13 protein-coding genes and 1 pseudogene are annotated in these 14,779 nt (G+C 66.9%); 8 read left to right on the forward strand and 6 right to left on the reverse strand.

All coding sequences use genetic code 11. From position 1 onward, the window contains the following. Nucleotides 1-2: 2 nt before the first annotated feature. Nucleotides 3-695 (reverse strand): aspartate/glutamate racemase family protein, encoded by a 693-nt coding sequence (locus EV657_RS07350; protein ID WP_075787215.1) that lies wholly within the window; start codon nucleotides 693-695, stop codon nucleotides 3-5. A 159-nt stretch (nucleotides 696-854) separates the two neighbouring features. Here EV657_RS07350 and EV657_RS07355 point away from each other — a divergent pair, with 159 nt between their 5' ends. The 3 genes from EV657_RS07355 to EV657_RS07365 all read left to right on the forward strand — a co-directional run bounded on the left by EV657_RS07355 (nucleotide 855) and on the right by EV657_RS07365 (nucleotide 4,333). Further along, nucleotides 855-1,148, forward strand: coding sequence for a hypothetical protein (locus EV657_RS07355; RefSeq protein WP_113670606.1), 294 nt, complete (start codon nucleotides 855-857; stop codon nucleotides 1,146-1,148). 116 nt (nucleotides 1,149-1,264) lie between these two features. Continuing rightward, nucleotides 1,265-3,664, forward strand: coding sequence for a phenylalanine--tRNA ligase subunit beta (gene pheT, locus EV657_RS07360; protein WP_134077516.1), 2,400 nt, complete (start codon nucleotides 1,265-1,267; stop codon nucleotides 3,662-3,664). Nucleotides 3,665-3,688: 24 nt separating this feature from the next. Beyond that, complete coding sequence (locus tag EV657_RS07365) at nucleotides 3,689-4,333, forward strand: phosphoribosyltransferase (protein ID WP_134077517.1); 645 nt, start codon at nucleotides 3,689-3,691, stop codon at nucleotides 4,331-4,333. 16 nt (nucleotides 4,334-4,349) lie between these two features. Here EV657_RS07365 and pheS read toward each other — a convergent pair whose 3' ends face one another. The 3 genes from pheS to EV657_RS07380 all read right to left on the reverse strand — a co-directional run bounded on the left by pheS (nucleotide 4,350) and on the right by EV657_RS07380 (nucleotide 6,607). Continuing rightward, nucleotides 4,350-5,423, reverse strand: a complete 1,074-nt coding sequence (gene pheS, locus EV657_RS07370) for a phenylalanine--tRNA ligase subunit alpha (protein WP_134077518.1) — start codon at nucleotides 5,421-5,423, stop codon at nucleotides 4,350-4,352. A gap of 69 nt (nucleotides 5,424-5,492) precedes the next feature. Further along, nucleotides 5,493-6,218 (reverse strand): DNA repair protein RecO, encoded by a 726-nt coding sequence (gene recO / locus EV657_RS07375; protein ID WP_075787692.1) that lies wholly within the window; start codon nucleotides 6,216-6,218, stop codon nucleotides 5,493-5,495. A 62-nt stretch (nucleotides 6,219-6,280) separates the two neighbouring features. Continuing rightward, nucleotides 6,281-6,607: a DUF1491 family protein gene (locus tag EV657_RS07380; RefSeq protein ID WP_134077519.1), complete on the reverse strand. Its 327-nt coding sequence runs from the start codon at nucleotides 6,605-6,607 to the stop codon at nucleotides 6,281-6,283. A 72-nt stretch (nucleotides 6,608-6,679) separates the two neighbouring features. On the opposite strand from EV657_RS07380, the gene EV657_RS07385 reads away from it, so the two are divergent. After that, complete coding sequence (locus EV657_RS07385) at nucleotides 6,680-6,979, forward strand: hypothetical protein (RefSeq protein WP_134077520.1); 300 nt, start codon at nucleotides 6,680-6,682, stop codon at nucleotides 6,977-6,979. A 478-nt stretch (nucleotides 6,980-7,457) separates the two neighbouring features. On the opposite strand, the gene EV657_RS07390 is transcribed toward EV657_RS07385, so the two are convergent. Then, entirely contained in the window at nucleotides 7,458-9,605 is a 2,148-nt protein-coding gene (locus EV657_RS07390; RefSeq protein WP_134077521.1) for a methyl-accepting chemotaxis protein, read from the reverse strand. A gap of 350 nt (nucleotides 9,606-9,955) precedes the next feature. Between EV657_RS07390 and ugpB the strand changes: the two genes are divergently transcribed. The 4 genes and pseudogenes from ugpB (at nucleotide 9,956) to ugpC (ending at nucleotide 14,131) form a co-directional block, all read left to right on the forward strand. Further along, nucleotides 9,956-11,272 carry a sn-glycerol-3-phosphate ABC transporter substrate-binding protein UgpB gene (gene ugpB, locus EV657_RS07395; protein ID WP_075787207.1) on the forward strand — a complete coding sequence of 439 codons (1,317 nt, stop codon included), beginning with the start codon at nucleotides 9,956-9,958 and terminating at the stop codon, nucleotides 11,270-11,272. 69 nt (nucleotides 11,273-11,341) lie between these two features. Further along, complete coding sequence (gene ugpA, locus EV657_RS07400) at nucleotides 11,342-12,226, forward strand: sn-glycerol-3-phosphate ABC transporter permease UgpA (protein ID WP_113670613.1); 885 nt, start codon at nucleotides 11,342-11,344, stop codon at nucleotides 12,224-12,226. 10 nt (nucleotides 12,227-12,236) lie between these two features. Further along, on the forward strand, nucleotides 12,237-13,085 hold the full coding sequence (ugpE, locus tag EV657_RS07405; RefSeq protein ID WP_075787205.1) for a sn-glycerol-3-phosphate ABC transporter permease UgpE: 849 nt from the start codon (nucleotides 12,237-12,239) through the stop codon (nucleotides 13,083-13,085). Nucleotides 13,086-13,088: 3 nt separating this feature from the next. Then, a pseudogene (gene ugpC, locus EV657_RS07410) lies at nucleotides 13,089-14,131 on the forward strand (sn-glycerol-3-phosphate ABC transporter ATP-binding protein UgpC). 16 nt (nucleotides 14,132-14,147) lie between these two features. Here ugpC and EV657_RS07415 read toward each other — a convergent pair. Then, nucleotides 14,148-14,624, reverse strand: a complete 477-nt coding sequence (locus EV657_RS07415) for an Lrp/AsnC family transcriptional regulator (RefSeq protein ID WP_075787203.1) — start codon at nucleotides 14,622-14,624, stop codon at nucleotides 14,148-14,150. Nucleotides 14,625-14,779 lie beyond the last annotated feature (155 nt).

The raw sequence follows: 14,779 nt of genomic DNA on the forward strand, positions 1-14,779 counted from the left end.
GGTCAGGCCGCCAAAGCCAGTTCCAGCGCGGCGGCGCAGTGAATTTCGGTCGTGTCGAAGACCGGCAGCGGCGCGTTCGCGGCGTTCAGCAGCAGGCCCACCTCGGTGCAGCCAAGGATCACGCAATCGGCGCCGCGCTTGGCCAGCCGCCCGGCGATCTCGACATAGCTCTGGCGGCTTTCCTCGCGCACCATGCCGACGCACAGCTCGTCATAGATGATGCGGTGGGTCTCGGCCCGGTCCTCGGGGCCGGGCAACATCGGGTCCAGCCCGGCGGCGCGCAGCCGGTCGGTGTAGAAGCTCTGCTCCATCGTATAGGCGGTCGCCATCAGTCCCGGCCGCTTCAGCCCCGCCGCGCTGATCTGATGCGCGGTCGCGTCGGCGATATGCAGGAACGGGATCGACACGCCGTCCAGCATCGACTCGACCAGCTTGTGCATGGTGTTGGTCGCCAGCATCAGGAAATCGGCGCCGCCCGCTTCCAGCGCCCGGGCCTCGCGGTTCAGCATCAGCCCCGCCGCGTCCCAGTCGCCCGCCGCCTGCATTTCCTCGACCAGGGCAAAGTCGAGCGAGCGGATCAGCAGATCCGCCGAGTGCAATCCGCCCAGCCGCGCCCGCGCGCCCCGGTTCAGCACGTCGTAATAAAGTGCCGTCGAGGCGGCCGACATGCCGCCCAGTATGCCGATGGTTTTCATTTGCCTGCTCCTTGGTCTTTTTTCACCATGCTCGCGCCGGGTCCCGGTCCGCGCAAGACGGCTGCGGGCGCGGGCGGGCATACCCTGCAGGACTCCTGCCGACTGTGGCGCCAACCGCACGTTTACTTAACGTAAACCATGTTCGGAGGAGCTTGGAGGATGGTCCGCATTCTGTGCATTGCCCTGATTCTCGTCGTTTCGGCCTGCGACTCGCCGGGCATGGACTATGCCGGCATTCCCCCGGTCATGGTCGAAATCGACGGCTCGCGCTTCGCCGTGCGCCGCAAGGGGGGCGAGGCGCAGGCGATTCGGCTCAACCGTGAATACCGCGCGGGCACGATGGCCCGGGCGTTCCGCGCGATCGAGACCGGCTCCGGCTGCGCGATCCGGCCCGATACGCTCAGGGGCGATCCGGCGGTGGCCTATGCCAGGCTGACCTGCCCCGGGGCCTGACCGCGCGGCGGCACCGCCCGGCCCGCCACGCCGGTCGCCGGGCCTAGCCCCTTTCGCCGCACGGTCCTTTGGGCTAGAGACAGGCCCGACCCGCGACCCCAGAAGGCTCATCCACGATGAAATTCACCCTGTCCTGGCTGAAGGAGCACCTCGAGACCGAGGCCACGCTCGACGAGATCCTCTATGCGCTGACCGACCTCGGGCTCGAGGTCGAGGGCGTCGAGAACCCGGCCAGGGCATTGCGGGACTTCACCATCGGCAAGGTCCTGAAGGCCGAACAGCATCCGGATGCCGACCGGCTTCGGGTCTGTCAGGTCGCGACCGGGCAGGGCGAGAAACAGATCGTCTGCGGCGCGCCCAATGCGCGCGAGGGCATCACCGTCGTGATCGCCCATCCGGGCATGTATATCCCGGGCATCGACACCACCATCCAGGTCGGCAAGATCCGTGGCGTCGAAAGCCATGGCATGATGTGTTCGGAACGCGAGATGGAGCTGTCGGACGAACATGACGGCATCATCGAGCTGCCTTCGGGCGAGGTCGGGCAGGGCTTTGTCGACTGGCTGGCGGCGAACGATCCGGCCAAGGTCGATCCGGTGATCGAGATCGCGATCACGCCGAACCGGCCCGATGCGCTGGGCATCCATGGCGTCGCCCGCGATCTGGCCGCGCGCGGCGTCGGGCGGCTGAAACCGGTCGAGGTCGCGCCCGTCGCAGGCAGCTTCCCCTGTCCGGTCGACGTCACCATCGACCCCGAGACCCGGGAACGCGCCTGCCCGGTCTTCTACGGCCGTGCGATCCGCGGCGTGAAGAACGGCCCCTCGCCGAAATGGCTGCAACAGCGGCTGAAGGCGATCGGGCTCCGGCCGATCTCGGCGCTGGTCGATATCACCAACTACTTCACCTATGACATGAACCGCCCGCTGCATGTCTTCGACATCGCCAAGCTCGCCGGAGGGCTCAGGGTCCATGCCGCAGAGGGCGGCGAGGAGTTCCTCGCGCTCGACGGCAAGACCTATGTCATGGACCCCGGCATGACCGTGATCTCGGACGCAACCGGCGTCGAGAGCCTGGGCGGCGTGATGGGCGGCGAGGCGACCGGCTGCACCGAAGAGACCGTCGATGTCTTCCTCGAGGCGGCCTATTTCGACCCGATCCGCACCGCCATGACCGGCCGCGCGCTGAAGATAAACTCGGATGCGCGCTACCGCTTCGAACGCGGCATCGACCCGGCCTGGACGCCCCTGGGCATCGAGGCCGCGACCCGGATGATCCTCGATCTCTGCGGCGGCGAGGCCTCCGAGCTGGTGGTCGCGGGCGCCGTGCCCGATATGGCGCGGGCCTACCGGCTGGATACCGACCGGGTCGAAAGCCTGGTCGGCATGGAGATCCCGGCCGAAACCCAGCGCGCCACGCTGACCGCCCTTGGCTTCCGGATGGAGGGCGACATGGCTCATGTGCCCTCCTGGCGCCCCGATGTGCTGGGCGAGGCCGATCTGGTCGAGGAGGTGGCCCGCGTCGCCTCGCTGACGAAGCTCGAGGGCAGGCCGATGGCGCGGCCGCAGCCCGGCGTGCCGACCGCGATCCTGACGCCCATGCAGCGCCGGTCCTCGGCCGCGCGGCGGACCTGCGCGGCGCTGGGCTATAACGAATGCGTCACCTATTCCTTCGTCGACCGCGCCAGTGCCGCGCTCTTCGGCGGCGGCAGCGACGCGATGGCGCTGGAAAACCCGATCTCTTCCGAGATGAGCCATATGCGGCCCGACCTGCTGCCGGGGCTGTTGCAGGCAGCGGCGCGGAACCAGGCGCGCGGCTTCGCCGATCTGGCCCTGTTCGAGGTCGGTCCCGCCTTCCAGGGCGCCGAACCGGGCGAACAGCATATCCAGGCGGCGGGGCTTCTGGTCGGCGCCTCGGCCCCGCGCAATCCCTACGGTTCGCGCCGCCCGGTCGATCTTTACGACGCCAAGGCCGATTGCGAGGCGGTGCTGGCCGCCATCGGCGCCCCCCCCAAGGCGCAGATCCTGCGCGAGGCACCGGGCTGGTGGCATCCGGGCCGCTCGGGCCGGATCTGCCTCGGGCCGAAGAAGGTGCTGGCCACCTTCGGCGAGCTTCACCCCAAGGTTCTGGCCGAGATGAACGTGAAGGGCCCCGCGGTCGCCTTCACTGTCTTCGTCGAGGAACCGCCGATGCCGCGCCGCAAGGGGGCCACCCGCGACGCGCTGACGGTTTCGGACCTGCAGGCGGTGGAACGCGACTTTGCCTTCGTGCTGGATGCGGGCGTCGAGGCGATCAACGTGGTCAATGCCGCGGCCGGGGCCGACAAGGCGCTGATCGAGGAGGTCCGGGTCTTCGACGAATTCGTCGGCGGTGCGCTGGGCGAGGGCAAGAAGTCGCTGGCGATCACGGTGCGGCTGCAACCGACCGACAAGACCCTGACCGAGAAGGACATCGAGGCTGTCGGTCAGAAGATCGTGGCCAAGGTCGAGAAGGCGACGGGCGGCACGCTCCGGCGCTGAGCCGCGCAGGGGGAGGACGAGGCGATGTTTCAGTCCCGCGATGCGGCCGGACGGCTGCTGGCAGAAAAGGTTCTGGCGGCGGCCCCGGAAAACCCCGTGGTGCTGGCCCTGCCGCGCGGCGGCGTGCCGGTCGCGGCCCCCGTGGCCGAGGCGCTGGGCTGTCCTCTCGATCTGACTTTCGTGCGCAAGATCGGGATGCCGGGCAATCCGGAACTGGCTGCGGGCGCGGTGGTCGACGGCGCCGCGCGCGAGGTCGTCTTCAATGCCGAGATTCTGGCCGCCGCGGGGCTCACCCAGGCCGATGTCGCGCCCGAGGTCGAGGCCCGGCTTGCCGACATCGCCGAGGCGCGCCGCCGCATTCTGGGCGGCCGCGCGCCCGAAAAGGTCTCGGGCCGGACGGCCATCGTCGTCGATGACGGGCTTGCGACCGGGGCCACGGCGCGCGCGGCGCTGCGGGCGCTGCACAATCGCGGTCCGCTCGAGGTCTGGCTGGCGGTGCCGGTCGGCCCGCAGGAGACGGTCTGGAAGATGCGCGGGATGACCGACCGGCTGATCTTTCTGGAAGCCCCCCGCGATTTCGTCGCGGTGGGCGCCCATTACGCCGATTTCGGTCAGGTCGAAGAAACCGATGTCACCCGGCTTCTGCAGGAGGCCCGGGCGCGGCGCTAGGGCCGCGCCGCCCGGCTCAGACGCTGAGCCCGCCCTGCAGCGTCGGCACGTCGAGCGCCGAGAAGCCGTAATGGCGTAGCCAGCGCAAGTCGCTGTCGAAGAAGGCGCGCAGATCGGGAATGCCGTATTTCAGCATCGCCAGCCGGTCGATCCCCATGCCGAAGGCAAAACCCTGCCACTGATCGGGGTCGACGCCCGCGGCGCTCAGGACCTTGGGATGCACCATCCCCGAACCGAGGATCTCGAGCCAGTCGTCGCCCTCGCCGATCTTCAGGCTGCCGCCCGCCCAGGAACAGCGAATATCGACCTCGGCCGACGGCTCGGTGAAGGGGAAATGCGAGGCGCGGAACCGCAGCTCGACCCCCTCGACCTCGAAGAAGGCGCGGCAGAATTCCTCCAGCACCCATTTCAGGTTGGCCATCGAGATGTCGCGGCCGATCGCCAGCCCCTCGACCTGATGGAACATCGGCGTATGGGTCTGGTCATAGTCGCAGCGATAGACCCGGCCCGGCGCGATCACCCGGATCGGGGCGCCGGTCTCCTGCATCGCGCGGATCTGCACCGGCGAGGTATGGGTCCGCAGCACATGCGGCGGACGGTTGTCGCCTTCGGCGCGGGACATGAAGAAGGTGTCATGCTCCTGCCGGGCGGGGTGCTCGGGCGGGATGTTCAGCGCGTCGAAATTGAACCAGTCGGATTCGATCTGCGGCCCCTCGGCGACCGAAAAGCCCATATCGGCGAAGATCGCGGTGATCTCGTCGGTGACCTGGCTGACCGGATGGATCGTGCCTTGCCGCCGCGGCCGCCTGGGCAGCGTCACGTCCAGCCATTCGGCCTGAAGCCGTTCGTTCAGCGCGGCATCGGCCAGCGCCGCCTTCTTGGCCGCCAGCGCCGAATTGATCTCGTCCTTCAGCGCGTTCAGCTTCGGGCCCATCTGCTGACGCTCGTCGGGCGTCATCCTGCCCAGCTCGCGCATCATCAGGCTGACCTCGCCCTTCTTGCCGACGGCCTGCAGCCGCAGCTCTTCCAGCGCCGACTCGTCCGCCGCATCCGCAATCGCGCCGATATATTTCTGCCTGAGATCGTCCATGCGGGCCGCCCCTTCACATCCGTTCGGCGGCGTCGATAGCACAGGCCCTCGGGAAAGCAAATGCAGCGCTCAGCCGACGCGGGCCATGAGCCGCACCAGCCGCGCCCGCGCGCCCGGAAGCGGCCGGTCACCCAGCGCAGGCGCCAGCCAGGTGCCAAGGAAATGGCCCGTCAGCCGCAAGCCGTCGGCAATATCCCCGTCCCGGACCGGCGCTTGTCCCAAAAGGCAGGGCGGCAGGGGCAACAGCCGGTCGGCCCAGTCGCCCGCGCCCGCCGTGCTGACCGCCCGCCCCGTCCGGGGCGAGACATAGACCAGATCGTCGCGATCTCCGGTCACCGCGCAGCGGCTCAGATCAAGCCCGAACCCCGTCTCCTCCAGCAGCGCCAGTTCCCAGCGCAGATAAGCCAAAGGCCAGGGTCCGGGGGCGCCCAGAAGATCGAGCAGCGCGACCGACCGAGCGTAAAGCCCCGGATGCGGCGCTCGTTCTGGCAAGGCGAAGGCCAGCAATGCGGTCACCGCATCCAGCCCCGCCAGGGCCGCGGCATCGCCCAGCACATGGCCAAGGCGGCTTCGCAGCGGCTCGACCGTATAGGCGCCCAGATGATCCTCGAGCCGCGCCTTCCACACCGCCGAAAGCTGCGCTCCGGGCTGCAGCACCGGCGCCAGCTTGCGGCCCGTACCGCCCCGCACCACTCCCAGATGGCGGCCGTGACCCGGGGTGAAAAGCTCGACGATGGCCGAACTTTCGCCATGCGGTCGCGCCGACAGAACCACGCCCTCGTCATGCCACTCGATCACCGCCGTACCTCCGCTCCGGTCTTCTTCTTGGCAGAAATACCCATGACGCAACGGTGCCGTCATGCCAGGCCGGGGGCGTCCAGCAGGTGGCGGCCGCCCCGATCCTCGACCTCGATCACCCAGAGATCCGGGTCGAATCCGCGCTGCCGCCTGACCGCGCCATCGACCGCGGCCTCGTCGCCTTCGGCCAGCACCATCCACCGCCGATCGCCCGAGGTCAGGTCGAAAGCGCGCTGGAAGGCGCAGGCGTGCCCGTCGAGCGTGTTGAGCTTGACCAATACAGCTCCCGCCGTGTCGTCGCCATGCGCCACAACAAAGGCCGGAATGCCCTCCAGCCGCAGCCGCGCCAGATAGGCCTGCACCCAGAAGGCCGCAGTCAGGCGCATGCCACGCCCCCTTGGCCCGCCCGGCCCTTCGCCCTAAACTTCGAGACGACCGAATAAAAAGGCTTGCGACGCATGAAGGCCCTTCGCCAAATTCCGCCATTCTTCCTGATGATCTTCGGGGTCGGCATCCTGTTGAACCTCATCGTGCTGACCGGGCTCTCGCATGCGGCCATCCTCGTCATCTTGCAGCTTTTCGCGACGCTGGCCATGTGTGCGGCGCTTTACGCGCTGATCATCCGCCATTTCGTGACCCGGATCGGCGCGACGCCGTCCGCCGGTGCGGCCGAAACCGACGCGAAACGCTCCGGCGGGTCCGAAACCCAAGTGGAGAGCGAGGCCGGTCTCGATCTGGATGGGCGCGGGACCCGTTAGCTTTCCAGTACCTTTGGCACGGACCGGCGGCGATTCCCCGGAGGCGGCAGTCCGGTGCCATGGCCAGGATCGGAGCAGGCGAGCGCGTCTCAAGGTTCCGTGCGCCGGGAGATACCGCGAGTCGTGCGAACCTGGAGCAGCAGAGCCGACTGACCGGGCATGGGTCGTGAGGACCCTGTTCGAGAAAGCGAAACCCGCTTTCTTCCGCCGGTCATTCTGGGCGTGCGATCCGGAAGACCGGAGCGGGGCTGGCGATGCGGCTCTGGAACGGCACCGACTTCACTCGCGTTGGCAGTTCCCGGCGCGCCCCGTGGATATCCAGAGGCACGCCGATAAAGCCCTGCGGCTGGGTCATAAGTTAGCTTTGGCGTTCGGGGATGGCCGGAGGATCCGTCTCATCGGCGGGCCGGATCGTTGCGGCCTGAACGCGTCTTGGCCATTTAAGGCAAAGGCTGGAATCCCGGATCGCGTTTCCCGCTCACTCGGCCGCGAAGCGGTGTGACTGCGCCTCCGATTCGTCGGGCAGACGGAACTGCTTGACCAGGTCGACCAGAGAGTCGGCCTCGCTGCGGAGCATCTGGCCCGCCGTCGCCGTTTCATCCAGGATCGCCGCGTTCTGCTGGACATCGCGGTCGAGCGCGCCGACCGCGGTGTTGATCTCGGTGATGCTGGTCGACTGTTCGATGGTATTGGCGGCGATGGCTGCCACCTTGTCGCAAACGCTGGTTACCGAGTCCTGAATTGCCCCCAGCGCGGCCACCGTGTCCGAAACGAGCTTCACCCCATCGGCCACATGCGTCTCGCTGCTGCGGATCAGCGCGGTAATCTCGCGCGCCGCTTCGGTCGCGCGCTGGGCCAGGGCGCGGACCTCCGAGGCCACCACGGCGAAGCCGCGGCCGGCTTCGCCCGCCCGGGCCGCCTCGACGCCCGCGTTCAGTGCCAGCAGGTTGGTCTGGAAGGCTACATCCTCGATCATACCGGTAATCCGGCCGATGGCGCTTGAGGATTCCTCGATCCGGCGGATCGCGCCCACTGTCTTGTCGGCCACGGTTCGCGTGTTTTCGGCGCGGTCTCTGGCGGATTCCACGAATTGTTCGGCGCTCTTCGCGCTGTCGGCCGCCCCGCGCACGTTGTTGGCAAGCGTTTGCAGGGCGGCGGCGGTTTCTTCCAGCGACGCGGCAGAGTTCTGGCCGCGATGCGAGGCCTCGTCCGAGGCCGAGGCAATCCTGCGGGCCGTGCTGTTCAGAAGATCGCTGCTGGCGGACAGCTGGCGCAGGATGCTCGAGAGGCTGGACACCAGCGTGTCGATGGACTCCGAGATTTCGCTGAACACGCCATGGTGTCCGGACGGCATGTGCACCGTGAGATCGCCCTTGCTGAGCGTGTCGAGTACGATCAACACGTCGCCAAGGCCCTTCTGGGCAGCATCGCCGATGGCATTGACGCCACGCACCAGCACCGCCGAATTGCTGTCTTCGCCGGGATCGGGCAGCCGCTTGGAGAAATCGCCGGCGGCGCAGGCATCGATCACTTCGGAGATGTCGCGGTCGAGGCGGTCCTTCTGTGCCAACTCATGGCGGAAGCTGTCGACGGCCGCGGCGATGGCCGCCGTTTCAGAAATGCGCGACGTGCCGATATGCGGGGTATAGTCGCCCTTCATCATCTGCCGAAGGGCGATATCGATCCGGCGAAGCGGCCGCGAAATGGCGAACGAAAGCCAGATCGCAAGCACCACAAAGACGACAAGCCCACTCGCCCCGATCCAGTTCGACAGCCGTTCGGCCCGCGCCTTGGCGATCGCGGCGGTTGCGTTGACCTCGTCGGCGCGGCCGCGGACCGTAGCAACCAGCCGCGCCAGGATCGGCTCGGCTTCGGCGTAATGGGCAGAAAGGGACGCGCGCAGCGTCTGTTCGGCCAGGTTTTCCTCGACAAAGGCGGTGAAGGCTCCCTGATAGGTCGCGAGAAGCTGGTCGATTTCCTGGCGCTGCGCCGCGTCGGCGAAAAGGCTGTCGGGGAAGGCGTGAAATTCGTCGACGCGCGCATTCAGACGGTCCAGATACTTGGGATCGCCACGCAGGATGAAATCCTTTTCGTGGCGGCGCATCATCAGCATCTTGACCTGCATCTCAGGGTTGCCGATTTCTTCCAGCCGGGCCTCGATGCCATGCACCGCGTTCCGCAACTGGCCCTGAAGCCCGCTCTCTTCGTCGTAACCGAGGCGGCGACGGATCTCGACCAACCGGCCGAACTCCTCTCCGTAGGTCCGGATCGCGGTCGTCAAGGCCACGAAGTCATGCTCGGACGCTTCAAGACCGCCAACGCGCTTGCCCAGGGCCTCGGCCGCTTCGGTATTGCGGGCGATCCCGTCCAGCGCTGCCGTCTGCTTGTCGACGAAGCTGTCCTCGTGACGCAGCAGAAAGTCCTTTTCCGCGCGGCGCGCCTGAAGCAGGCCGATCTCCACATCGGCAAGGGTCCTGTCTTCCTTGGCGATCAGCGAGATCTGTTCCTCTGCGGCGTCCCTCAGGCTGTCGACATGCAAGGCCAGGCCGATCAGGCCCAGCATGACGGCCGAGGCGAGAAGGACGATGGCCAGTATGGCTGTACGGATCGAGGTGGAGAATCGCATGATGGGTCCGGAAGCTCCATGGGTGCACCTTACCTAAGGCAAGGTTCTTTAATTGTTCGTGACGCGGCGCGGCTGGTTTCGCGGCGATGCCGCGAGGTTTTCCCTGCATTCAAAAGAAATGCCGCAGGTCCCGGGCCGTTGCCGTCGGGACCTGTCCCCGTAAGCTGTCCGACCTTCTGTCACGAGCGCGCGGCATTTTTACATCGGGATCATGTCCTTAAGGCGGTGCGGTTGCGGCGCACCCCTGCGGCACTCCGCTTGCACAGCTTTGCGCGCGAATGAAGAGAAACCGTTACAATTGGAGATTAGGGCTGCGCGGGTCGCAACCAGAACAGCGGGAGGATCACTCCATGACGCGCATTCTTCTTACCGGCGCCGCGGCGCTTGCCCTGACCGCCACAGCGGCTGCCGCCAAGACCCAGGTGACCTGGTGGCACGCCATGGGCGGCGAGCTTGGCAGCAAGCTCGAACAGATCGTCGCGGGCTACAATGCCAGCCAGGACACTTATGAGGTCGTGCCGGTCTACAAGGGCGACTATACCGAGACCATGACTGCGGCCATCGCCGCCTTCCGCGCGGGCGAGCAGCCCGATATCGTGCAGGTCTTCGAGGTCGGTACCGGCACGATGATGGCCGCCAAGGGCGCGATCTACCCGGTCTACCAACTGATGCAGGAGGCCGGGGCCAGCTTCGATCCCAAGGCCTATCTGCCGGCTGTCGTGGGCTATTACACCGATACCGACGGCAACATGCTGTCGATGCCGTTCAACTCGTCGACCCCGATCCTTTATTACAACAAGGACATCTTCGCCGCCGCCGGGCTCGACCCCGAAACCGCGCCCGCGACCTGGGCCGATGTCGAGGCGATGTCGAAGACGATCTTGGCCAGCGGGGCGGCCAGATGCGGCTTTACCACCGGCTGGATCAGCTGGGTCCAGCTGGAAAACCTGTCGGCCTGGCACAACCAGCCGATCGGCACCGACGAGAACGGGTTCGGCTCGGTCGAGGCCAAGCTGACCGTCGACGGTCCGGTGCAGGTGCGCCACTGGGACAACCTCGCCCGCTGGCAGAAAGAGGGCGTCTTCAAGTATGGCGGCCCGGGCGGCGGCAGCGACGCGGCGCCGGCCTTCTATGCGGGCGAATGCGCGATGTACATGAACTCGTCGGCCTCGCGCGCGGGCGTCATGGCCAATTCGCAATTCCCGGTCGGCTTCGGCATGATGCCCTATTACGACGATGTCGAGGGCGCGCCGCAGAACTCGATCATCGGCGGTGCAACTCTGTGGGTGCTGCGGGGCCATTCCGAGGAAGAATACAAGGGCGTGGCCGACTTCTTCAGCTATCTGTCCTCGCCCGAGGTGCAGGCCGACTGGCACCAGTTCTCGGGCTATCTGCCGATCACCCAGGCGGCCTATGATCTGGGCAAGGCGCAGGGCTATTACGACCAGAACCCGGGCGCCGACATGGGCATCCGTGAGATCACGCTGAATCCGCCGACCCCGAATTCGAAGGGCCTGCGCTTCGGCAACTACGTGCAGATCCGTACCGTCATCGACGAGGAATTCCAGTCGCTGCTGGCGGGCAAGAAGAGCTCGCAACAGGCGCTGGACGCAGTGGTCGAGCGCGGAAACGCGCTGATCGAAGACTTCGCCGACGCCGTGAACTGACGAAACGAACCCACGGGCTCGCGACCTCGATGGCGCGGGCCCGTTTCCTTCGCCGGGAAGGGACGGAAAATGCAAAGCAGACGCGCGACCTACCGCAGCCCCTGGCTGCCCTATCTCCTTCTTGCGCCTCAGCTTCTGATCACCTTCGTCTTCTTCCTCTGGCCCGCCGGTCAGGCCGTGCGGCAATCCTTCCTGCGCGAGGACCCGTTCGGGCTTTCCACGCGCTTCGTCGGGCTCGACAATTACACCCGGCTCTTTCACGACCCGGGCTATCTGAATTCCTTCAAGGTCACGCTGGTCTTCTCGGTCTCGGTCGCCGCGCTGTCGATCGGGCTGGCGCTGTTGCTGGCGGTGTCGGCCGACCGGGTGATCCGGGGCCATCGCGGCTATACCACGCTTCTGGTCTGGCCCTATGCGGTCGCGCCCGCCGTGGCAGGGGTGCTGTGGTGGTTCATGTTCAACCCGACCATCGGCATCCTGCCCTATCTGTTGGGCGGGCTGGGCTATGCCTGGGACGACCGCCTGAAGCCCGGCGACGCGATGATCCTCGTGGTGCTGGCCTCGGCCTGGAAGCAGATCAGCTACAATTTCCTCTTCTTCCTCGCAGGCCTGCAGGCGATCCCGCAAAGCCTGCGCGAGGCCGCGGCCATCGACGGGGCCGGGCCGGTCAAGCGCTTCGTGACCATCGTCTTTCCGCTCTTGTCGCCGACCACCTTCTTCCTGCTGGTCGTGAACATCACCTACACCATGTTCGAGACCTTCGCGGTGATCGACGCCACCACCGGGGGCGGCCCGGCCCAGGCCACCAATATCCTCGTCTACAAGGTCTATCAGGACGGGTTCATCGGGCTGAACCTCGGGTCCTCGGCGGCGCAGTCGGTGGTGCTGATGGGGATCGTGATGGTCCTGACCTTCATCCAGTTCCGCTTCATCGAGCGGCGCGTGCAATACTGAGAGGCCCGCCATGGTCGAAAACCGTCCCGTCCTGACCGCGCTGGCCCATGCCGTCCTGATCCTTGGCGTGCTGGTCGTGGCCTTTCCGGTCTGGCTGGCCTTCGTCGCCTCGACCCATCCCTCGACCACCTTCCTGTCGGGGCTGGTGCCGCTTTGGCCGGGCGATCACTGGCGCGAAACCTACGGGCAGATGTTCGGCGCGGGGCTGTCGACCTCGGGCGCGCCGCCCCTGGGGCTGATGATGGGCAACAGCCTGATCATGGCGCTGTCCATCGCGCTGGGAAAGATCGCGATCTCGATCCTGTCGGCCTTCGCCATCGTCTTCTTCCGCTTTCCCTTCCGGCATCTGGCCTTCTGGCTGATCTTCGTGACGCTGATGCTGCCGGTCGAGGTGCGGATCGTGCCGACCTTCAAGGTGGTCGCCGATCTGGGGATGCTGAACAGCTATGCCGGGCTTGCGGTGCCGCTGATCGCCTCGGCGACGGCCACGTTCCTGTTCCGCCAGGTCTTCCTGACAATCCCAGACGAGCTGGTCGAAGCGGCCCGGATCGACGGCGCGGGTCCGCTGAAGTTCTTTCGCGACATCCTGCTGCCGCTCTCGCGCACCAACATGGCGGCGCTTTTCGTGATCCTCTTCATCTATGGCTGGAACCAGTACATCTGGCCGCTGATCGTGACCACGGATGAAAGCCTTTACACCGTCGTGATGGGCATCAAGCGCATGGTCGACGTGGCCGATGCCGAACCGCAATGGAACTATGTGATGGCGACCGCGACGCTGGCGATGCTGCCGCCGGTGCTGGTCGTCGTCGCGATGCAGCGGCTCTTCGTGAAGGGCCTGATCGAGCAGGAGAAATAGACCATGGCGGCCATCGAGCTTGAATCCCTCGGCAAGGTCTATCCCGGCGGCGTCGAGGCGGTGAAAGGCGTCGATCTGGTGATCGGCGACGGCGAATTCGTGGTGCTGGTCGGCCCCTCGGGCTGCGGAAAGTCGACGATCCTGCGGATGATCGCGGGGCTCGAGCGGGTCAGCCATGGCGAGATCCGCATCGGCGGGACCCGGGTGAACGAGCGCGAACCGGCCGAGCGCGACATCGCCATGGTGTTCCAGACCTATGCGCTTTACCCCCATATGAGCGTGCGGCAGAACCTGGCCTACGGGCTCCGGAACCGGCGGATGCCGAAGGCCGAGATCGCCCGCCGGATCGCGACCGCCGCCCGCATCCTGCAACTGTCGGACCTGCTCGACCGCAAGCCGCGCGCGCTGTCGGGCGGGCAGCGCCAGCGGGTCGCGATGGGCCGGGCCATCGTGCGCGAACCGGCTGCGTTCCTGTTCGACGAGCCGCTGTCCAATCTCGACGCCAAGCTGCGCATCCACATGCGCGGCGAGATCAAGCAGCTGCACCGGCGGCTGGGAACGACCTCGGTCTATGTCACCCACGATCAGCTCGAGGCGATGACGCTGGCTGACAGGCTGGTGGTGGTCAATGGCGGCCGGATCGAACAGCAGGGCGCGCCGCTCGATCTGTACCGGCGCCCGGCCACGACCTTCGTGGCGGGGTTTCTGGGCGCGCCTGCGATGAACCTGTTCGACGCGACGGTCGAGGCGGGCGTGCTTCGGGTCGGCGACGCGGTGCTGGCCCCTGCGGTGGCGCATCCCGGGGGGCGGTGACGGCGGGGCTTCGCCCCGAGGCGCTGCGGCTGTTGCCCGATCCGGGCGGCGCCTTCCCTCTCGACTATGTCGAGGAACTGGGGGGCGCGCGGCTGCTGCACGGCCGGATCGGCGGGCAGGCGGCTGTTGCCCAGACCGCGGCCGAGGCCCCGGTCGCCGACCGCATGGCGCTGGTGGCCGACCTCGCCGATCTGCACCTTTTCGATCCGGTGTCCGGGCGCCGGCTGGACTGAGGCGCACACCTGAGGCTCAGACCGGCAACACCGTCGTCGCCTTGATCTCTTCCATCGACAGCAAGGCCGTGACGTTGAAGATCCGCACGTCCGAGATCAGCGCCTGATAGAAGACGTCATAGGCGGTGGCATCGGCGACGCGGACCTTCAGGATATAGTCGATCTCGCCCGCCAGCCGGTGCGCTTCCAGCACCTCGGGGCGCTTCAGAAGCGCCTGCAGGAACCGCCTTTGCCAGTCGGCCTCGTGTTCCGAGGTCCGGATCAGCACGAAGAAGCAAGTCCCCCGGTCCAGCGCCTTCGGATCGACGATCACCGTCTGCTGCCGGATCACGCCCGCCTCGCGCATCTTGCGGATCCGGTTCCATACCGGCGTCTTGGACGACCCGACCTTGCGGGCGATCTCGTCCAGCGACTGGCCGGAATCGGCTTGCAGCTCGCCCAGGATGCGCCGGTCGAGCGCGTCGAGCCTGTGCCGGGTCTGATCCTGCGCCATCGGGGCCTCCTGCGATCTGAACGTCAAGGATCGGAATATCTTCCCCAAGGCGCAAGGTGAATTTCCGATTCTTGAGGAAAAATGTCCGCCGCGGGATGCAGCCTTGACCTCGGCCGGGCGGCCCGGACAAGGTGCCGCGACCAGGGGAACGGCGC

It is taken from the genome of Rhodovulum visakhapatnamense (genome assembly GCF_004365965.1).
Lineage (GTDB): Bacteria > Pseudomonadota > Alphaproteobacteria > Rhodobacterales > Rhodobacteraceae > Rhodovulum > Rhodovulum visakhapatnamense.